Raw genomic sequence first — 19129 nt, 5'->3', positions numbered from 1 at the left:
GGCGGCCGGATGATCATGGTCCGATTCGGTGGAGAACCGGCCGATTGTGGATATCTCGCTCACCCGTACGGGTGACGCCCGGGTGAGCGCGGGCGCGCGGGAGGTCGGTCACCGCTTGAAGCCGGAGCCCTCGGGGAGGTCGAGGTCGCTCTTGTTCAACTCCTCGATGTTCACGTCCTTGAAGGTGAGCACCCGCACCTGCTTGACGAAGCGGGCGGGGCGGTACATGTCCCACACCCACGCATCCGCCATCGTCACCTCGAAGAAGACCTCGCCCTGGACCGAGTGCACCTGCATCTCGTAGTCGTTGGTGAGGTAGAAGCGCCGCTCGGTTTCGATCACATACCTGAACAGCCCGACGACGTCCCGGTACTCCCGGTAGAGCTTCAGCTCCATCTCGGTCTCGTACTTCTCGAGATCCTCGGCGCTCATGGCATGTTCCCCTTCAGCCGTGCGTCCCCCCATTGTGCGTCAGGCCCGCCCGCCTCTCCCGGACCGTGGTGATCGCCCCGGTCGCGGCGCCGACGAGGATCAGCACGGTACCGACGGCGATCGCCAGTGCGGCGGGGCGCAGCGGTCCGGGGCTGGAGACACCACCGGGCAGGTCCGCGAAGCTCCCGGGGCGTTCCGTCATCCTCGTCTCGCCCAGCGGCCACACCACGGCGTCGACCCGGCCGACCACCGTGTCCCGCTTCACCGAGCCGTTGGCGGCGTCCTGCAGGTGCGTCCGGGAGTCGAGCGAGTCGTTGCGGTGGTCGCCGAGGAGGAAGAGATGACCTTCGGGCACGGTCGCTTCGAAGGCCTCGAACGAGGCGCGGTCCCCCTGCCGCAGGTACGGCTCGTCGAGGGCCTCGCCGTCGAGGGTGAGCCTTCCCCGCTTGTCGCAGCACGCCACGGTGTCGCCGCCGACGCCCACGACCCGTTTGATCATCGGCAGGTCGCCCCACATCGGGTCCCGGAAGACGACGACGTCACCGCGTTTGACCTGGTCCCCGTCGATGCGTTGGGCCAGTATCCGCTCCCCGGCGCTCACGGTGGGCGCCATGGAGTCGCTGGGCACGGTGTAGGGCTGGTACAGGACGGCCGCCCATCCGAAGCCGCCCAGGAAGAGCACGCAGCCGACCGCCACGGCCAACGAGGACAGGGCGCGGCCCAACCGGCCGCGGGCTCCTCCGGTACGTTCTGCTCTGCTCACTCGCGCGCTCCCGGACGGTCTGGATCCACCAACGGCCTGGCCGCACCCTATCCCCGGGCACGCGCTCGGGTCAGTCCTCGTCAGCCCTCGTTCGCCGGTCCCCCGTCGGTGCGGTCGGTGCGGTCGGTGCGGCCTCGACGGCCGTCCGGCCCGTCCTCAGCCTCCTCCGCCACAGCACCAGCGGTACCGCGCCCACCAGTCCCATCGCCGCGGGGGCCATGGCGAGGCCCTTCTCGGCGAAGGTGTCCGGCACCGGGAGGGTGCCCCAACGGTCGATCGGCCACGCCCTGACGATGGCCCGTCCCACGACCTCGTCCACGGGGACCGTCCCGTGTCCGGGGAGCTGCTGGTGGAAGCGGGAGTCCAGGGAGTTCTGACGGTTGTCGCCCATCACCCAGATCCGTCCCTCGGGCACCTCGACCGGGCCGAAGCCCTCACTGCCGCACGGGGTGCCGCCGGGGTAGATGTAGGACTCCTCGTCCAGGGCCTTGCCGTTGACCGTGACGGGACCGTTCTTCTCGCACGCCACGGTGTCGCCGCCGACGGCGATGACCCGCTTGATCAGGTCCTGTTCCTCGGCGGAGGGCATCAGTCCGATGAAGCTCATGAACTCCTGGAAGGCCCCCGCGATGCCGCCCGGGTCGCTCTGCGCGCTCTCGTCCAGCCAGCCGCCCGGGTCGTGGAAGACGACGACCTCGCCGCGTTCGGGCTCGGCCCCGAACCACGGCGTCAACTTGTCCACCAGGACCCGGTCGCCCCGCTGGAGGGTGTTCTGCATCGAGTCGGAGGGGATGGAGAACGCCTGGACCAGGAACGTCTTGATCAGCAGCGCCAGGATCAGCGCGATGCCGATCAGCAGAGGGAGTTCCTTCAGGAAGGAGCGCTGCTGTTTCCTGTCCTTCACGTCTTCCGTGTCTTCTCCGTCGTCCGGTTCCGCGGTCGGCTGCTCACCGCGCTCCACGGGCTCGTCCTCGTCCCGCCTCTCCGGTCCGTCCGCGTCGGAGCGCGCTCCAACCGCCACGTCCCCCACATCCACTCCTCACACTGCTCGTACTGCGCCGTCGCCCGCGCCTCAGTCGGTGCAGGCCCACCACTCCCATAACGAGCGGAAGTTCCGCAGGGCTCGGGGCCCACACCATGTCGTCGACCGTGTCATTCTCCCCGGCCGCCGCCGCGGAGGCGGGCTCGCCGCGCGGGTCGGGCACCGACGCGTACGTCTCGGGCTCCTCCAGCCGTCGCCAGTGGGAGTACGGCCAGGCGATCACCACGGCCTTGCCCACCACGAGTTCCTCCGGAATGGTCCCCTTCCCGGGCTCGTCCAAGTGGTAACGGGAGTCGGCCGAGTTGGCTCGATGGTCACCCATGACGAAGATCCGGTTCTCGGGCACCTCCACCTCGAAGGTCATCTGCGAGGGGGCGTTGCCGGGATGGAGGTACGGCTCGTTCAGGGGCGTGCCGTTGACGGTCACCCGACCGTCCGCGTCGCAGCACGCCACGGTGTCGCCGCCGACGGCGATGACCCGTTTGATCAGGTCCTGTTCGTCGTCCGAGGGCAGCAGGCCGATGAACGTCAGGAACTGCCTGCCCTGTTTGATCCCCACCGGGTCGTTCCGCTCGGGCTTCTCCTCGGGGGGCAGCCAGCCTCCCGGGTCCTTGAAGACGACCACGTCGCCGCGCTCGGGGCGCGCGCCGAACCAGGGGGTGAGCTTGTCCACCAGCACCCGGTCGTCGATCCTGATCGTCTGTTCCATGGAGCCGGAGGGGATGACGAACGCCTGGACCAGGAACGTCTTGAGCACCAGCGCGATCAGCAGCGCCACACCCACCAGGATGGGTATCTCCTTGGTCGCCGACAGCCGTCGCCGCCGCTTGATCCGCTTGGCCGCGCGCCGGCGGTCCGCTCGTCCCTCACCGGGGCCGCGCAGTGTCGTCCGGGGCTCCGGGGGCGTGCCGGGTGTGGTGCCGCTCGCCCCGCGGCGCCCTCGGGGGCGTCCGCGTCTACCCATGGCGACCCCGCAGGGAGGTCCAGCGGTCCGCGGGCCAGACGATCCAGTCGACCCGGCCGATCACCCGGTCCACCGGCACGGTGCCGCCGCCCGGGGCGCCGAGGAGGTCGCGGGAGTCACGGGAGCGGGAGCGGTGGTCGCCCATCGTCCACAGCCGTCCCTCGGGGACCTCGATGTCGAACGGGACGGTCGAGGGCCGGTCGCCGGGGTGCAGGTACCTCTCGTCCACCGGTTCGCCGTTCACCTCGATCCTCCCCCGCTCGTCGCAGCACGTGACCCTGTCGCCGCCGACTCCGACGACGCGCTTGACGTAGTCGGACGCCTCCGACGGCCCCTGGTCGAACGAGCCGGCGCCGTCGAACACCACAACGTCTCCGCGCTCCGGAAGGTTGCCGAAACGGTACGCCAGCTTGTTCACCAGGACACGGTCGCCGACGTCGAGGGTGTTCGCCATCGAGTCGCTGCGGATACGGAAAGGCTCCACCACGAACGCGTCGACCAGCAAGAGCAGCAGGGCCGCCACGGCGGTCGTCAGCGCCCCCGCACGCACGGAGCGCGACCGGCGCCCCCGTCCCGTCGAGGGGGTCGGGGTGCGGTCGCGCTCCGTGGGCTGTGCGTGTTGTGCGTCGGTGTCCATCGAGCCGAGAGCCTAACCCGGCGGGCGATGGACTGCGGCGAGGACGGTGTGGTACCGCCGCCCTCGCACGGGCGCCGTGCCCGGCCGCGGATCAGCCCTCGCGCTTCTCCTTGATCTTGGCGGCCTTGCCGCGCAGCTCGCGCAGGTAGTACAGCTTGGCGCGGCGGACGTGACCGCGGGTGACGACCTCGATCTTCTCGACGATCGGGGTGTGCACGGGGAAGGTGCGCTCCACGCCGACGCCGAAGCTGACCTTGCGGACGGTGAAGGTCTCGCGGACACCCGAGCCCTGGCGGCGGATGACGACGCCCTTGAACTGCTGCACGCGGGAGCGGTTGCCCTCGATGACGCGCACGTGGATGTTGACGGTGTCGCCGGGGCGGAACTTCGGGATGTCGCTGCGCAGGGACGCGGCGTCGACGCTGTCGAGCAGGTGCATGACGATCTGCTTTCCTCGCCGATGCCACAGGTCATCGGCGGAACGGTTCGTTGGAAACGGTCGGGGGCCACCGCGCCGGGCGAACGTCGGTCCCCCTGTGGCAGGGTCGCGCGCCGGGCGTGAGGCAGCGGTCTATTCTTCCATGCCTTCGGCGGTGCGCCCAAATCGGCCGTCCGGGCGCTCGGCCCACCCCAGCTCCGTCAGGAGCTTGCGGTCGTCCGCGTCCAGTGCCGCGGGGTCGCAGCGCTCGATGAGGTCGGGACGGTACCGCGCGGTGCGCAGGAACGCCTGGTCGCGGCGCCAGCGGGCGATCCGTCCGTGGTGGCCGCTGAGCAGCACCTCGGGGATGCCCCGCCCCCGCCACAGCGGGGGCTTGGTGTAGACGGGGCCCTCGAGGAGGTCGGCCATGGCGCCGGGCGCGAAGGAGTCGTCGCGGTGGGACTCGGCGTTGCCCAGGACGCCGGGGAGCAGCCGCGCGACGGCCTCGACCATGACCAGGACGGGCGCCTCGCCGCCGGCCAGGACGTAGTCGCCGATGGACAGCTCGCGCACCTCGAAGCGCTCGCCGTACTCGTCGACGACCCGGCGGTCGATGCCCTCGTAGCGGGCGGGGGTGAAGATCAACCAGGGCTTCTCCGCCAGCTCGACCGCCGTCGCCTGGTCGAACGGCCGTCCGCTGGGGGTGGGGACGACGACGACCGGGTCGCCCTCTTGCGAGGCGATGATCGTGTCCAGTGCCTCGCCCCACGGTTCGGGCTTCATCACCATGCCGGGTCCGCCGCCGTAGGGGGTGTCGTCGACGGTGTTGTGCCGGTCGTGGGTCCACTGCCGAAGGTCGTGGACGCGCACGTCGAGCAGGCCGCGGGCGCGCGCCTTGCCGACCAGGGAGACGTTCAGCGGCTCCAGGTACTCGGGGAAGATCGTGACGACGTCGAGCCTCATCGGTCCTCGTCCCCGCCCCGGCCGCCGTCGGGTCGGGAGCCGGCGATCTCGGCCCGGTCGTCGAGGAGCCCCGGCGGCGGGTCGATCACCGCGCGCTGCGCGGCCAGGTCGATCTCCGGCACGATCTCGCCGACGAAGGGGACGAGCACCTCGCCGCCGTCCGTCCTCCGCACCACCAGGAGGTCCTGGTAGGGCAGGTGGGCGATCTCCTCGATCCGTCCGACGACCGTCCCGTCGCGGGTGACGACGTCGAGGTCGACCAACTGGTGGTCGTAGTACTCGTCGGGGTCCTCGGGCCGCTCCTCGGGGTCGACCTCGGCGATCAACAGAGTGTTCCGCAGCGCCTCGGCGGCGGTGCGGTCCCCGACCCCCTCGAAGCGCAGCAGCAGCCGCCCGCTGTGGACCCGGCCGCTCTCGATGGTCAGCGGGCCGACGGAGGCGGGGTCCGTGGCCAGGACCGCGCCGGGGGCCAGTCGCACCTCGGGTTCGTCCGTGCGCACCTCCACCGTGACCTCGCCCTTGATTCCGTGGGCGCGGCCGATGCGTGCGACTACCAGCTGCACTGCTCGTCAACTCCGTGTGTCCGTGTACCGGCACGGGCCGGGAGCGGCGGTGCCGCTCCCGGCCCGTGCCGGTACCTTGTGCCGTGTCTCCGCCGCGATCTCAGCGGACCTGGTCGACGTCGACGAGGTCGACGCGGACGCCCCGGCCGCCGAGGGCCGTCACGACGGTGCGCAGCGCGCGTGCGGTCCGGCCGTTGCGGCCGATCACCTTGCCGAGGTCGTCGGGGTGCACCCGGACCTCCAGCACGCGCCCACGACGCAGGTTGCGGGAGGCGACCTGCACCTCGTCGGGGTGGTCGACGATGCCCCTCACCAGATGGTCGAGGGCCTCTTCCAGCATGGTCACGCCTCGGTCGACTCGGCGGTCCCGGCCTCGGCCTCGTCCGCCTTCTTGTCGGCCTTCTTGCCCTTCTGGGTGATGGCGTCACCCTGGGGCTCGTCCGCGGACTCCTTGGCCGCGGCCTCGAAGACGGCGCGCTTGTCGGCCTTGGGCTCGGGAAGCTTCATCGGCTCCGGCGCGGGCAGCCCCTTGAACTTCTGCCAGTCGCCGGTGACCTTCAGGATCGCCAGGACGGGCTCGGTCGGCTGCGCGCCGACTCCCAGCCAGTACTGGACGCGCTCCGAGTCGATCTCGATGCGCGAGGGGTTCTGCACCGGGTGGTACAGACCGATCTCCTCGATGGCCCGGCCGTCACGACGCGTACGGGAGTCGGCGACGATGATGCGGTAGTGAGGCGAGCGGATCTTGCCCAGTCGCTTCAGCTTGATCTTGACTGCCACGGGTGTGGTGTCTCCTGGTCTTTGGCGTGGTTGGACACGGCGGGATGCCACGTGGGGTGGTGGTACCCGAGTGCCCGAGTGGACGCGTCAGCCGGAGGAGAGAGGGGTCCTGTGCGGCTGTCGAGTACAGCCGCCCATTCTGCCACACCTCGTCAGGGCAGCCGGCCTCTCCCTCCGGCTTCCCCTCCCCCGGCCGTTCGCGCCTCTCAACCCACTCCGACTGTCTCCGGGATGCGGAACGGCTGGCCGCAGGCTCCGCACATGATCGGCGCCTGGGCCAGGACGGACGGGACGACCCGGACGTTGCGTCCGCAGTCGCACACCGCCTTGACCCGCACGCCGCCGCCCGACGAACCGTGCCGTGCGGCGGGGCCGCGGAAGGTGCGGGAGGTGTCGGTGGCGGTGGCGGCGCTGTGGGCGCGCAGGGCGCGCTGCAGCCGCTCGATGGTGGGTCGGTAGCGCTTCCTGGTCTCGGGCTTCATGGCGACCAACGAGAAACCGCTGCTCGGATGCGGTTCGTCGGAGTGCTCCAGCCCCAACTCCTCGGCGATCGCCAGGAAGCGGCGGTTGTGGTAGCGGCCGGCGCGCGAAGTGTCCCGGACTCCGCGTGCGGCGGCGATCCCGTGGACGGCCTCGTGCAGCAGCCGTTCGAAGGAGAGCTCGGCGCCACAGGCGGACGACGACTCTCCGATCAGCGATTCGGGCGCGGCCAGATCGGGCAGCTCGGGGTGGTGCCGTTGAATGTCGGCCCACGCGAGCGCCAGTTCGGCGGCGAGTACAGGTGGTGTCGTGCTCACGTCGTGAACAACGAGCCAGAGTGTCCCGGTGTTCCGATTACGGGGCATCCCAAATATTTTGCACGTACCAGTCAGTTCAGGGGTGATGCGTCCCGACGGGGCGGGTGTGCCGATCCGGGGAGGACTCGCCTCCACCCGCCCCAAGCCGGGATGGACCGACCCGTCAGTAGGCCCGGGCGACCACGGCCAACGTGCCGGGGGCGTCGTCGGACGCGGGGACCGAGCCGTCCTCGCCCACCAGGCACCGGACCGTGACGGCCTGCTCGGCCAGCTTCGCCTCGCCCTCGGGGCCGAGGTCGGCCCACGGGATGCGGGCCCAGCCTCCGGCAGCGGCGGCCTCGGCGGCCTCCTCCACGGTCCGCACGTCCGTGGTGCGGGCCTCGCGGCGCTCGCGGGACTGGCGCAGCAGCAGCGCCTGGTCCTCCTCCAGAAGCTTGGGGCACAGCTCGTCGAGGGCGTCGATCGCCACCGGCTCCTTGCCCCCGGCGATGCGGCGGACCAGCATCGCGGTGCCGTTCTCCAGGTCGCGGGGGCCGATCTCGACGCGCAGCGGGACGCCCTTGAGCTCCCAGTCGACCGCGCGGCGGCCGAAGGGGGTGTCGGTGCGGTCGTCCACCCTCACCCGGACACCGGCGGCGGCGAGCCGGTCGCCGACCTCGCGGACCTTCGCCAGCACCGCGTCGTCGCCCTTGATCGCCAGGACGACGACCTGGGTCGGGGCCAGGCGCGGCGGGACGCGCAGGCCGTTGTCGTCGCCGTGCATCATCACCAGAGCGCCGATCATCCGGGTGGTCGAGCCCCAGGAGGTCTGCCAGACCAGCTCCCGCTCGCCGTCCTTGGACAGGTAGCGGGTGTCGAACGCCTTGGCGAAGTTCTGGCCCAGCTCGTGGCTGGTGCCCATCTGGAGGGCCTTGCCGTCGCCCATCATGCCCTCCAGGGTGAGGGTGTTGATGGCGCCCGCGAAGCGCTCCTTGGGGGTCTTGCGGCCCAGCACGACGTCCATGGCCAGGACGTTCTCCATGAAGTCCGCGTAGACCTCGCGGTGGATGCGGGCCGCGAAGTCCCGCGCCTCCTCGTACGTGGCGTGGGCGGTGTGCCCCTCCTGCCACAGGAACTCACTCGTTCGCAGGAAGAGACGCGGACGCATTTCCCAGCGCACCACATTGGCCCACTGGTTGATCAGCAGGGGCAGGTCGCGGTAGCTCTGCACCCACTTGGAGAAGTAGTCGTTGATGATCGTCTCGGAGGTCGGCCGGACGACGACCGGCTCCTCCAGCTCCTTGCCGCCGCCGTGCGTGACGACCGCCAGTTCGGGGGCGAAGCCCTCGACGTGCTCCGCCTCCTTGGTCAGGTAGGACTGCGGGATGAACAGGGGAAAGTAGGCGTTCTCGACGCCCTGGGCCTTGATCCGGGCGTCCATGTCCCGCTGCATCCGCTCCCAGAGCCCGTACCCGTACGGTCGGATGACCATGGTGCCGCGCACCGGTCCGTTGTCGGCCAGTTCGGCCTTGTTGATCACGTCCTGGTACCAGCGGGGGAAGTCGTCCGTCCGGGGGGTGAGCACGGGAGCCTTTGCCATGACGGGCATGTTACGGCGGTCTGCTGCGGATGCGTGAATCAGGTTGTCGGGGCACCGTGGGAGTGCGCGCGGGCGGCGCGGGCGAAACACCCCGGCGCACCCTCTGGACTCGGGGACGGACGCGCAGTTCCCTGGCATTCGGGCACAGGGACTTCTCGGGGGACGAGACGGCGACCGGTTATCCGGCGATCCTTCCATCGGAATGGGGATGTTGCGATGGCACCCACGCTCGCACAGCGGCACCTCCCGCGGCCCGCCCGGGACTGGGCGGAGATTCAGGAGCGGATGCTGGTTCCGCTCTACGAGGCGGTGTACGAGCGGTTCGAAGTCGGACGGCACACACACGTTCTGGGCCTCGGCTGCGGCTCCGGTCTGGCGCTGGTGATGGCCGCCGCCCGCGGCGCCACCGTCACGGGAGCGGACACCGACGAGGCACGTCTGGAGCTGGCCCGGCAGCGGCTGCTGCCGGAACCGCAGTGGGGCGCGCGGCACTGGACCGCGCGGGTGTTGTCCTGCGGGCCGGACGGCGGACCGGACACCGCGGCGCTGCGCGAGGGACCGCCGCCGACGCTGGTGACCGCCTTCGACACCCTGCCCGATCCGGCCGTGCTCGCCCGGGTGGCGGAGGTGACGGGGCGGGACACCCCGGTGGTGTTGGCGGGCTGGGGTCCGGTGGAGCGCTGTGCGGCCGCCCCCGCGCTGCGGGTGGCCGAGCGCCTGGCCGAGCCCCGCCGCGCGGCGGGACGGTGCTGGCGGCCGGGCGGGCGGGACGACCTGGAGGACCTGGCCCGGCGCGCCGGGCTGCGTCCGGACGGCTCGGGGCGGGTGGCGTGCCCGTTCGGCTACGCCGACCTGGAGAGCGCGGTGCGGGGACTGCTGTCGACCGGCCTGTACGACGCGGCCGTCCGGGCGACGGACAGGGGGCAGGTCACCAAGGAGCTGGCGGAGGCGCTGCGGCCCCACGTGCGGCCCGACGGCACGGTGTGGATGCAGAACCTGTTCCGCTACGTGGTCGCCATGACGTGACGGCGCGGCGAGAGGGGCGGTACGGCGGAGGGGCGGGACGGGGCCCCGTGGCCCCGACGTCCGCCCCTCGCCGTGGGACGGCCGACGGCCGCGGCGTGGACGCGGTGTGGGCACGGCCGGGAGGAGTGCGCCGGAACGCTCCGACGTGGGCGGCCGTCACTTCGGCGGAAGCAGGTCCTTGAACTCCTGGGGCAGTTCGAAGTCCTCCACGTCCCGACCGCCGGGCAGGCCGAAGGCCCCGCCCTGGGCGGCACGGCGCTCGGCCAGGGCCTGCTCCTCGGCCTTGCGCTTCATCGGGTTGCCCGAGCGCTGCCTGCCCTTGACCTTCTTCTGCTGCTTGCCCTTCTTCCGCTGGCCGCCCGCCCCCGGCATGCCCGGCATCCCGGGCATCCCCGGCATGCCGCCCTGGGCCATCTTCGACATCATCTTGCGGGCCTCGAAGAAGCGTTCCACGAGGTTCTTCACCGCGCTGACGTCCACACCGGAACCGCGGGCGATGCGGGCCCGCCGCGAGCCGTTGATGATCGTGGGGTCGGTGCGCTCGGCCGGGGTCATCGACTTGATGATCGCGGCGGTGCGGTCCACGTCGCGCTCGTCGATGTTGTTGATCTGATCCCGGATCTGCCCCATGCCGGGCATCATCCCCAGCAGCTTGGAGAGGGAGCCCATCTTGCGGACCTGCTCCATCTGGGACAGGAAGTCGTCGAGGGTGAACTCCTTGGGCCCCTTGGCCAGCTTGGCGGCCATCTTCTCGGCCTCTTGCCGGCTGAAGGTCTGCTCGGCCTTCTCGATGAGGCTGAGGACGTCGCCCATGCCCAGGATGCGGGACGCCATGCGGTCCGGGTGGAACGCGTCGAAGTCGTCCAGCTTCTCGCCGTTGGAGGCGAACATGATCTGGCGGCCGGTGACGTGCGCGATCGACAGGGCCGCGCCACCGCGGGCGTCGCCGTCGAGCTTGGAGAGCACCACGCCGTCGAAGCCGACGCCGTCGCGGAACGCCTCGGCGGTGTTGACCGCGTCCTGACCGATCATGGCGTCGACGACGAAGAGGACCTCGTCGGGGGAGACCGCGTCGCGGATGTCGGCGGCCTGCCGCATCATCTCCTCGTCGATGCCCAGCCGGCCGGCGGTGTCGACGATGACCACGTCGTACTGCTTGGTCCGGGCGTACTCGATGGAGTCCTTCGCGACCTTGACCGGGTCTCCGACGCCGTTGCCCGGCTCGGGCGCGTAGATGCCCACGCCCGCGCGCTCGGCGACGACGGTGAGCTGGTTGACGGCGTTGGGGCGCTGGAGGTCGCAGGCGACCAGCAGCGGGGCGTGCCCCTGGCCCTTGAGCCAGTGGCCCAGCTTGCCCGCCAGGGTGGTCTTGCCCGCACCCTGCAGACCGGCGAGCATGATCACCGTCGGCGGGTTCTTGGCGAACCGCAGCCGGCGGGTCTCGCCGCCGAGGATGCCGACCAGCTCCTCGTTGACGATCTTGATGACCTGCTGTGCGGGGTTCAGGGCCTTGGAGACCTCCGCGCCCAGGGCGCGCTCCTTGACCTGCTTGATGAAGGCCCGCACCACTGGCAGGGCGACGTCCGCCTCCAGCAGGGCGATGCGGATCTCGCGCGCCGTGGCGTCGATGTCCGCCTCGCTCAGACGGCCCTTGCCCCTGAGGTTCTTGAACGTCGCCGTGAGGCGATCGGAGAGAGTGTCGAACACGTCGGTCGCGGATCCTTCGCGTTGGCGGCGGTGGCGGTCGACCTCCAAGGGTATCGGGCCGCCGCAGGTGGGGTCAGCCGCCCGGGGCTCGTTCCGGTTCCCCGGCGAGCGCGGCGCCCGCTCGGAGGGCGTCGGGACCGCGCTCGCCCGTCCGGACCCCTACGACGGCCTCGACGGGGACGCTCCAGACCTTGTCGTCACCGATCTTCCCGGTGCGGGCGGCCTTGACGATCACGTCGACGAGCCGCTCGGCGTCCTCGTCCTCGACGAGGACCTCGACACGGACCTCGGGCACCGGGTCGACGGTGTACTCAGCGCCCCGGTACACCTCGGTGTGGCCTCGCTGCCGTCCGTACCCGCGGGCCTCGGTGACGATCCTCACGCGTCCACCCTCTCGCCGAGCTCCTGCTTCTCGTCGAGCTCCTTCCCGGACGCCGGCGCCGTCGCGTCGTCGCCGTGTCCGCCGGACGTCCCGGCCGTGCCGCGGGACGCGGGCGAGCCGCTCACCGCTCCGAAGTCGTAGGCGGTCTCGGCGTGGTACGCCCGGTCCAGACCGGCGGTCTCGTCGTCCTCGCTCGCGCGGAAGCCGATGGTGACGTCGACCAGTTTCGCCAGCACCCAGGAGACCGCGAAGGAGAAGGCCATGACGGAGACGGCGCCGACGGCCTGCTTGCCGAACTGCTCGACGCCGCCCACGCCGTCGACCGCCAGGAAGCCGACCAGCAGGGTGCCGATCACACCGCCGACGAGGTGGACGCCGACGACGTCCAGGGAGTCGTCGTAGCCGAACCTGTACTTCAGGCCGACGGCCCAGGAGCAGACCGCGCCGGCGACCAGGCCGATGACGGTCGCGCCGATGGCGTTCACGTGCGCGCCGGAGGGGGTGATGGCGACCAGGCCGGCGATGGCGCCGGAGGCGGCTCCCAGGGTGGTGAGGGCGCCGTGACGGACGCGCTCGCAGGCCAGCCACCCCAGAATGGCGGCCGCGCCGGCGACCTGCGTGTTCAGGGCCATACCGGCGCCGGTGCCGCCCGCGCCCAGCGCGGAGCCGGCGTTGAAGCCGAACCAGCCGAACCACAGGAGGGCGGCGCCCAGGACCACCATCGGGAGGTTGTGGGGACGCATCGGCTCCCTCCGGAAGCCGATCCGCCGGCCGACCACCAGGGCCGCGGCCAGCGCGCCGACACCGGCGTTGATGTGGACGGCGGTCCCGCCCGCGAAGTCGATGACCTCCATCTCGAACAGCCAGCCGCCCTCGGCCCAGACCCAGTGGGCGACGGGGAAGTACACGACCGTGACCCACAGGGCGATGAACACCGCCCAGGCGCCGAACCTCACCCGGTCCGCCAGCGCACCGCTCATCAGGGCCGGCGCCAGGACGGCGAACATCATCTGGAAGAGGACGAAGGCGAGGACCGGGATGCCCTCGTCACCGCCGGTCAGGGCCGCCTGGTCGATGCCGCTCAGACCGACGAACTCGAAGCCGCCGATCAGGCCCCCGGAGTCGGCGCCGAAGGTGAGCGAGTAGCCGTAGAGCACCCACAGGACGCTCACGACGCCCAGGGAGACCAAGGACATCATGAGCATGTTGAGGGCGCTCTTGACCCGGACCATGCCGCCGTGGAACAGCGCCAGGCCGGGTGTCATCAGCATGACCAGCGCCGCGCTGATCAGTACGAAAGCGGTGTCCGCGCCGTTCACCGTGGGCGTCTCCTCACGTCGCGACCCGTGGGGCGGGTCAGGGATCAGGGTGAGCCACAGGTTTCCCGAGCCCCGTTTCGTCCGGCGCCCCCCGGTGTTTCACGACCGTGACGAAGACGCGTGGCGTGTTACGCCGGAATGAACGTGCGCCCCTACGGAAGCCGTCCGGCCGTGCCGGGCGGCTTCCCGAGTGCGGTGGGCAGAGGTGGGGAGACGGGCCGGGGTCAGACCGCGACGGCGACGCCCTCGGGGAGTTCCCCGGCGAGCCGCTCGCTGAGGGCGACGACCTCGGCGACGCCTCCGAATTCGCGGGCCGCGGTGGCCACGGTCTTGCGGATGCGGGTGTTGACCCGCTCCGAGCGGAGGCGCTTGGCCACGTCCAGGGCCCGGCCGGCCAGGGCGGCGCACTGCTCGGGCTCGCGCTGCAGCAGGTGGACGGTGGCCATTCCGGCGAGGTTGAGCGCGTACGACCGCTGGTGGCCGGTGCCGTCCTCGCCGCACTCGCGGGCGAACAGCTCGACGGCCTTCTCCATCTCCGGCTGCGCGAGCGAGGCGTAGGCGGGGCTGCGGCCGGCCACCTGGGCGAGGTCGCGGTAGGAGTGGGCGTTCTCCGCCGCCAGTTCCGCCTCGGAGAAGAACCCGATCCAGTCCGGGTCGGCGTCGCCGGGGGTGATCTCGGCGAAGGTCTCCTGGGCCATCCGCACCGCCCGGTGGCACTTGTCGGGCCGGCCCATGTTGGCGTACGCGCGCGCCTCCATCGCGTACAGCATGGCCTGCGTGCGGGGGGTGGCCCCGTCCCTGCTGCCGTACTGCGCGAGGTGGATCAGTTCCAGCGCGTCCTCGGGGCGGCCCAGATGGATCATCTGGCGGCTCATGTCGGACAGCACGTACGCGCCCAGCGGCCTGTCACCGGCCTCCTTGGCCGCGTGGAGGGCGAGGACGAAGTACTTCTGCGCGGTCGGCTGGAGCCCGATGTCGTAGCTCATCCACCCGGCCAGCTCCGACAGCTCGGCGGTGACCTTGAACAACCGTCGCCGCACCGGTTCGGGGTGGGAGTCCTGGAGCAGGTCGGTGATCTCGTGGAGCTGCCCGACGACGGCCTTGCGCCGCAGCCCGCCGCCGCACTGGGCGTCCCACTTGCGGAACATCACCACCGTCTGTTCCAGCAGCTCCAGCTCCGGGCCGGACAGTCCGGTCCCGCGCCGCGCGCCGCGGTCCCGCTCCCGTGGCGCGGGGACGGACGGGCTCGCGGGGGTGGGCACCAGCCAGCGCTGCATCGGCTCGATCAGGGCCGGTCCGGCGGCCATCGTCAGGGAGGTGCCGAGGAAGCCGCGGCGGGCCAGCATCAGGTCGCTGCGCGAGAACTCGCCGATCATCGCCGCGGTCTGGGGCCCGGTCCAGGGCAGGTCGACGCCGCCGGCGGAGGCCGCCGGCCGGCCGGTGCGCAGGCCCAGGTCCTCCACGGCGACCACACAGCCGAAGCGCTCGGAGAACAGCTCGGAGAGGATGCGCGGGATCGGTTCGCGGGGCTGCTCCCCGTCGAGCCAGCGGCGCACCCGTGAGGTGTCGGTGCTGACGTGGTGCGCGCCCATCCGTCGGGCGCGACGGTTCACCTGACGGGCCAGCTCGCCCTTGGACCAGCCGCTGCGCACGAACCACGAGGCGAGCCGTTCGTTCGGGCGCTTCCCAGCGGTGCCGGTGCCGCCGCTGTTTCCGTTGCCGCCCACTGGAACGCCCCCATCCCGGCCCGTGCGTGTCGTCCCGCTCCCGGTCGCACGCCTCTCGACGGCATACCTCCGGCACAGACGCACGCCGGACGTCTTCCGCGTGTTTCCGTCGCTGTGTGAACCGAAAGTAATCCTACGATCACTGACGTGGCGAGTGAAATTGCAAAACCGCCACCATTCGCCACCCCTTTGGATGAACCCAAGCGGCGCCTCGCACGGTTCACTTGTCCCGGGCGGCTGCGACCGGTTGGAGTGGCGCACGCCAGGGGCGCGCGTCGCCCGCCGCGCCCCCGACGGAAGGACTCGCTCGGCGTGTCCGTGGCGAGACCCTCCGTAACCATCAGCGCACGGAACCCGTTGGAGGGGGCATGGGCTTCACGATCGGCAGCATCCGCGAGATCCGGGAGCTGCGGTCCGGCACCCGGCGCCGCAACCGCGCCTCGGTGTGCACGGCCGTCGCCGAGTACACGGGTCTGTGGGGCTGGGACGTCGTCCCCGGCGCCCGCGCCGTGCGCGGCGGCGGCCGTACGGAGTGCTCCTGCGGGCTCCTCGACTGCCCCTCTCCCGGCGCCCACCCCCTCGACGCCTCGCTGACGGTGCCGGCCGGGGCGACCCTGGACGAGGCGACCGCCGCGTGGGGGCGGGTGCCCGGCGCGGCGCTGATGCTGCCGGTGGGCCGTGCCTTCGACGTCATCGAGGTGTCCGCGTCGACCGGGCGGCACGCCCTGGCCCGGTTGGAGCGGATGGGAGTGCCGCTCGGACCGGTCGCCGTCGCCCCGCACGGTCGCGCCTGGTTCCTCGTGGCCCCCGGCGCGGCGGCGGAGCTTCCCCGGCTGCTCTACCGGACGGGCTGGGACGACACCGTGCTGGACCTGCGCGGCCTCGGCCCCGGTGACCACATCACCGCCCCGCCCTCCGACCTGGGCGGGCTCGGCCCGGTCCGGTGGCTGCGACCGCCCACCCTGGAGGCGGCGGGTCGCCCTCCACAGGCCAGGCTCCTGCTGGGGACCTTGGCGTACGTCTGCCACCGCGAGCTTCGCCGCGGCTGAGGCGCGTCCCCGCCGCCTCGGTGGGGCCGGGCCCCGCCGCGTCCGTGCCGTTCGCGGCGGGGTGCCTCCCGTCTCCTTCTCGTCCCGCCCGGAGCGTCAGTCGCCGATCAGGGCGTCCACGAACGCCTCCGGCTCGAACGGCGCCAGGTCGTCCGCGCCCTCGCCCAGACCGACCAGCTTGACCGGGACGTTCAGTTCGCGCTGGACGGCGATGACGATGCCGCCCTTGGCCGTGCCGTCGAGCTTGGTGAGCACGATGCCGGTGATGTCCACGACCTCGGCGAAGACCCGGGCCTGGATCAGACCGTTCTGACCGGTGGTGGCGTCCAGCACGAGCAGCACCTCGTCCACCGGGCCGTGCTTCTCCACCACCCGCTTGACCTTGCCCAGCTCGTCCATCAGGCCGGTCTTGGTGTGCAGCCGTCCCGCGGTGTCGACGAGGACGACGTCCGCGTTCTCGGCGATGCCCTCCTTGACCGCGTCGAAGGCGACCGACGCCGGGTCGCCGCCCTCGGGGCCGCGGACGGTGCGGGCGCCGACGCGCTCGCCCCAGGTCTGGAGCTGGTCGGCGGCGGCGGCGCGGAAGGTGTCGGCGGCGCCGAGCACGACCGACTTGCCGTCGGCGACCAGCACGCGGGCCAGCTTGCCGGTGGTGGTGGTCTTCCCGGTGCCGTTGACACCGACGACCAGCACCACGCCCGGCCGGACCACGCCTTCGGAGGAGACGCCGCCCTCGGTGTGGACCGTGCGGTCCATGTCGGTGCCCACCAGCTTCAGCAGCTCCTCGCGCAGCAGCGCGCGCAGCTCGTCGGGCGTGCGGGCGCCCAGCACCCGCACCCGCTCGCGCAGCCGCTCGACCAGCTCCTGAGTGGGGGCGACGCCGACGTCGGCGGTGAGCAGGGTGTCCTCGATCTCCTCCCAGGTGTCCTCGTCGAGGTGGTCCCGGGAGAGGAGGGTGAGCAGGCCGCGGCCCAGGGTGTTCTGGGAGCGCGCCAGGCGCTCGCGCAGCCGCACCAGTCGTCCGGCGGTGGGGGCCGGGGTCTCGATCTCGGGTGCCGCGGGAGGTTCGGGCGCCTCGGCCACGGTGGCGTCCGTGGCTCCCGAGGGTGGCAGGTCGACCTCTTCGATGGTGCGCCGCTGTTCGTCGCGGGCGGCTTCGGCCTCCTCCCCGACCCGTGGTTCGGTCGGGGGTGGAGCGGTGATGGTCGGGGGGGCGGAGCGGTCGAGCGGCGGCGTCTTCTTCCGGCGGGTGGTGGTGACCACGAGCCCGCCGATGGCGGCGACGGCGACCACGGCGATGACTACGGCGAGGATGACGATGTCCATAACGCCACCCAGTATCGGCCACGGCCGGTCGTGGCACGGGGTCCGTCCCCCGTCCCCGGCGACGTCGCGCGCTCCGGAGAGGGACGCGCACCGCCCCGGCGCGTCGGGCGCGGCCGGGGCGGTGCGGGGCAGGGGGAGAGGGGCGTGGGGAGGGGCTGCCCGAGGTGGTTACCCCATGTCCTCCAGGGTCCTGCCCCGGGTCTCCGGCACCCACTTGAGGACGAACGGGATCGAGAGCACGGCGAAGATCGTGTAGATGACGTACGCGCCCGAGAGGTTCCACTCCGACAGGCTCGGGAAGGTGACGGTGATCAGCCAGTTCGCCACCCACTGGGCTCCGGCGGCGACGCCGAGGGCGGCGGCGCGGACGCGGTTGGGGAACATCTCGCCGAGCATCACCCAGACCACCACGCCCCAGGAGAGGGCGAAGAACAGCACGAAGCAGTGCGCGGCGATCAGGGCGACGGTGCCCTGGGTGTCGGGCAGGGTGATGTTCTCGCCGGTGCCGCTCTTGTAGGAGAACGCCCAGGCGGCGGCGCCGAGCGAGAGCGCCATGCCGGCGGACCCGATGAGGGCCAGCGGCTTGCGGCCGATCCGGTCCACCAGCAGCATCGCGATCACGGTGCCGACGATGTTGATGATCGAGGTGGTGAAGGAGTAGAAGAACGAGCTGCTGGGGTCGATGCCGACCGACTGCCACAGCGAGGCGCTGTAGTAGAAGATCACGTTGATGCCGACCAGTTGCTGGAACAGCGACAGGCCGATGCCCACCCAGACGATCGGCAGCAGGCCGAAGCGTCCTCCCAGCAGGTCGCGCGCGCTCGGCTTGCGCTCGCCGCGCATGCGCTCGGTGATCTCGGCGATCCTGGCGTCCAGGTCGGTGCCCTCGGGCTCGACGCCCGCGAGGACGGCCTTGGCCTCGTCCGTCCGGCCCTGGGCGACGAGGTGACGCGGGGACTCGGGGATGCGCAGCGTCAGCAGGCCGTAGACGAGGGCCGGGACGGCCGCGACGCCGAGCATGACCTGCCACGCCTCGATGCCCAACAGTTCTCCGCGCTGCTCGCCGTCGGCGAGGTTCAGCAGGGCCCAGTTGACGAGCTGGGAGAGGGCGATGCCCAGCACGATCGCGGCCTGCTGGAAGGAGGCGAGCCGGCCGCGGTACTCGGCCGGGGCGACCTCGGCGATGTAGGTGGGGGCGATCACCGAGGCCATGCCGATGGCGACACCGCCCAGAACGCGCCAGAAGGCGAGGTCCCACAGGGTGAAGGGCAGCATGGAGCCGATGCTGCTGACGACGAAGAACACGGCGGCGATCTGCATCACCCGGATGCGGCCGAGCCGGTCGGCGAGCCGGCCGGCGGTGGCGGCACCGACCGCCGCACCGATCAGAGCGGCCGCGATGACCTGGGCGAGAGCGCCCGAGCCGACGGCGAATCTGCCGCGGATGCCCTCGACGGCTCCGTTGATCACTGAGCTGTCGTAGCCGAAGAGGAAGCCTCCCATCGCCGCGGCGGCGGCGATGAAGACGACGTGTCTGAGGTGCTGGTGCCGTGCGGCCGGGGCGTCCGGCGCGTCCGACCCCACCTGTGTGGTGCTGGTCACGGTTGGTACTCCTGCGGTGCCCGGCGACGGTGCCGGGTGGGATGCCGAGTGGG

Annotated in this window: 19 protein-coding genes and 1 pseudogene; 2 read left to right on the top strand and 18 right to left on the bottom strand. The window is 71.7% G+C overall.

Going from position 1 to position 19129, the window contains the following annotated elements; genetic code table 11:
- Positions 1-108: 108 nt before the first annotated feature.
- From IF47_RS0110430 to proS, 12 genes are all read right to left on the bottom strand, one after another.
- Entirely contained in the window at positions 109-432 is a 324-nt protein-coding gene (locus IF47_RS0110430) for a DUF2469 domain-containing protein (protein WP_031508293.1), read from the bottom strand.
- Between the two features lie 13 nt (positions 433-445).
- Complete coding sequence (gene lepB / locus IF47_RS0110425; protein ID WP_078591710.1) at positions 446-1195, bottom strand: signal peptidase I; 750 nt, start codon at positions 1193-1195, stop codon at positions 446-448.
- Positions 1196-1265: 70 nt separating this feature from the next.
- On the bottom strand, positions 1266-2099 hold the full coding sequence (lepB, locus tag IF47_RS0110420; protein WP_425423571.1) for a signal peptidase I: 834 nt from the start codon (positions 2097-2099) through the stop codon (positions 1266-1268).
- 43 nt (positions 2100-2142) lie between these two features.
- Positions 2143-3201: a signal peptidase I gene (gene lepB, locus IF47_RS0110415; RefSeq protein WP_031508290.1), complete on the bottom strand. Its 1059-nt coding sequence runs from the start codon at positions 3199-3201 to the stop codon at positions 2143-2145.
- Positions 3194-3838 carry a signal peptidase I gene (gene lepB / locus IF47_RS0110410; protein ID WP_031508289.1) on the bottom strand — a complete coding sequence of 215 codons (645 nt, stop codon included), beginning with the start codon at positions 3836-3838 and terminating at the stop codon, positions 3194-3196. Before lepB (IF47_RS0110410) ends, lepB (IF47_RS0110415) begins: the two co-directional genes overlap by 8 nt.
- A gap of 91 nt (positions 3839-3929) precedes the next feature.
- Positions 3930-4277, bottom strand: a complete 348-nt coding sequence (rplS, locus tag IF47_RS0110405; protein ID WP_031508288.1) for a 50S ribosomal protein L19 — start codon at positions 4275-4277, stop codon at positions 3930-3932.
- Positions 4278-4409: 132 nt separating this feature from the next.
- Positions 4410-5219, bottom strand: a complete 810-nt coding sequence (gene trmD, locus IF47_RS0110400; protein WP_031508287.1) for a tRNA (guanosine(37)-N1)-methyltransferase TrmD — start codon at positions 5217-5219, stop codon at positions 4410-4412.
- On the bottom strand, positions 5216-5782 hold the full coding sequence (gene rimM / locus IF47_RS0110395) for a ribosome maturation factor RimM (RefSeq protein WP_031508286.1): 567 nt from the start codon (positions 5780-5782) through the stop codon (positions 5216-5218). Before rimM ends, trmD begins: the two co-directional genes overlap by 4 nt.
- A gap of 100 nt (positions 5783-5882) precedes the next feature.
- A complete protein-coding gene (locus tag IF47_RS0110390) occupies positions 5883-6122 on the bottom strand; it encodes an RNA-binding protein (RefSeq protein ID WP_031508284.1) in 240 nt (79 codons plus the stop codon).
- 2 nt (positions 6123-6124) lie between these two features.
- On the bottom strand, positions 6125-6562 hold the full coding sequence (gene rpsP, locus IF47_RS0110385; RefSeq protein ID WP_031508280.1) for a 30S ribosomal protein S16: 438 nt from the start codon (positions 6560-6562) through the stop codon (positions 6125-6127).
- Between the two features lie 206 nt (positions 6563-6768).
- Positions 6769-7359, bottom strand: a complete 591-nt coding sequence (locus IF47_RS0110380) for a hypothetical protein (protein WP_031508279.1) — start codon at positions 7357-7359, stop codon at positions 6769-6771.
- 163 nt (positions 7360-7522) lie between these two features.
- Positions 7523-8938 (bottom strand): proline--tRNA ligase, encoded by a 1416-nt coding sequence (gene proS, locus IF47_RS0110375; protein WP_031508278.1) that lies wholly within the window; start codon positions 8936-8938, stop codon positions 7523-7525.
- Positions 8939-9154: 216 nt separating this feature from the next.
- On the opposite strand from proS, the gene IF47_RS0110370 reads away from it, so the two are divergent.
- Entirely contained in the window at positions 9155-9964 is an 810-nt protein-coding gene (locus tag IF47_RS0110370) for a class I SAM-dependent methyltransferase (RefSeq protein WP_031508276.1), read from the top strand.
- 156 nt (positions 9965-10120) lie between these two features.
- On the opposite strand, the gene ffh is transcribed toward IF47_RS0110370, so the two are convergent.
- The 4 genes and pseudogenes from ffh to nsdA form a co-directional block, all read right to left on the bottom strand.
- Complete coding sequence (gene ffh, locus IF47_RS0110365; RefSeq protein ID WP_031508275.1) at positions 10121-11671, bottom strand: signal recognition particle protein; 1551 nt, start codon at positions 11669-11671, stop codon at positions 10121-10123.
- Between the two features lie 73 nt (positions 11672-11744).
- Positions 11745-12044 (bottom strand): annotated as a pseudogene (locus tag IF47_RS0110360) (P-II family nitrogen regulator); the annotation flags it as partial.
- A gap of 5 nt (positions 12045-12049) precedes the next feature.
- A complete protein-coding gene (locus tag IF47_RS0110355) occupies positions 12050-13372 on the bottom strand; it encodes an ammonium transporter (protein ID WP_031508272.1) in 1323 nt (440 codons plus the stop codon).
- Between the two features lie 224 nt (positions 13373-13596).
- Positions 13597-15099 (bottom strand): transcriptional repressor NsdA, encoded by a 1503-nt coding sequence (gene nsdA, locus IF47_RS0110350; RefSeq protein WP_031508270.1) that lies wholly within the window; start codon positions 15097-15099, stop codon positions 13597-13599.
- Between the two features lie 368 nt (positions 15100-15467).
- Between nsdA and IF47_RS0110345 the strand changes: the two genes are divergently transcribed.
- Positions 15468-16148: a bifunctional DNA primase/polymerase gene (locus IF47_RS0110345; RefSeq protein WP_031508269.1), complete on the top strand. Its 681-nt coding sequence runs from the start codon at positions 15468-15470 to the stop codon at positions 16146-16148.
- A gap of 96 nt (positions 16149-16244) precedes the next feature.
- On the opposite strand, the gene ftsY is transcribed toward IF47_RS0110345, so the two are convergent.
- Entirely contained in the window at positions 16245-17474 is a 1230-nt protein-coding gene (gene ftsY / locus IF47_RS0110340) for a signal recognition particle-docking protein FtsY (RefSeq protein WP_031508268.1), read from the bottom strand.
- A 168-nt stretch (positions 17475-17642) separates the two neighbouring features.
- A complete protein-coding gene (locus IF47_RS0110335) occupies positions 17643-19076 on the bottom strand; it encodes a sugar porter family MFS transporter (protein WP_031508267.1) in 1434 nt (477 codons plus the stop codon).
- Between the last annotated feature and the right edge of the window lie 53 nt (positions 19077-19129).

This window comes from Streptomyces megasporus, assembly GCF_000718985.1.
Lineage (GTDB): Bacteria > Actinomycetota > Actinomycetes > Streptomycetales > Streptomycetaceae > Streptomyces > Streptomyces megasporus.
Note: the sequence above shows the minus strand (reverse complement) of the source record. Positions and strands in the feature narration are given on the sequence as shown.

Coding starts and splice junctions, on each gene's coding strand:
- IF47_RS0110430 (WP_031508293.1), bottom strand. CDS start 432: ATGAGCGCCGAGGATCTCGAGAAGTACGAGACCGAGATGGAGCTGAAG.
- lepB (WP_031508290.1), bottom strand. CDS start 3,201: ATGGGTAGACGCGGACGCCCCCGAGGGCGCCGCGGGGCGAGCGGCACC.
- lepB (WP_031508289.1), bottom strand. CDS start 3,838: ATGGACACCGACGCACAACACGCACAGCCCACGGAGCGCGACCGCACC.
- rplS (WP_031508288.1), bottom strand. CDS start 4,277: ATGCACCTGCTCGACAGCGTCGACGCCGCGTCCCTGCGCAGCGACATC.
- trmD (WP_031508287.1), bottom strand. CDS start 5,219: ATGAGGCTCGACGTCGTCACGATCTTCCCCGAGTACCTGGAGCCGCTG.
- IF47_RS0110390 (WP_031508284.1), bottom strand. CDS start 6,122: ATGCTGGAAGAGGCCCTCGACCATCTGGTGAGGGGCATCGTCGACCAC.
- proS (WP_031508278.1), bottom strand. CDS start 8,938: ATGGCAAAGGCTCCCGTGCTCACCCCCCGGACGGACGACTTCCCCCGC.
- IF47_RS0110370 (WP_031508276.1), top strand. CDS start 9,155: ATGGCACCCACGCTCGCACAGCGGCACCTCCCGCGGCCCGCCCGGGAC.
- IF47_RS0110345 (WP_031508269.1), top strand. CDS start 15,468: ATGGGCTTCACGATCGGCAGCATCCGCGAGATCCGGGAGCTGCGGTCC.
- ftsY (WP_031508268.1), bottom strand. CDS start 17,474: ATGGACATCGTCATCCTCGCCGTAGTCATCGCCGTGGTCGCCGTCGCC.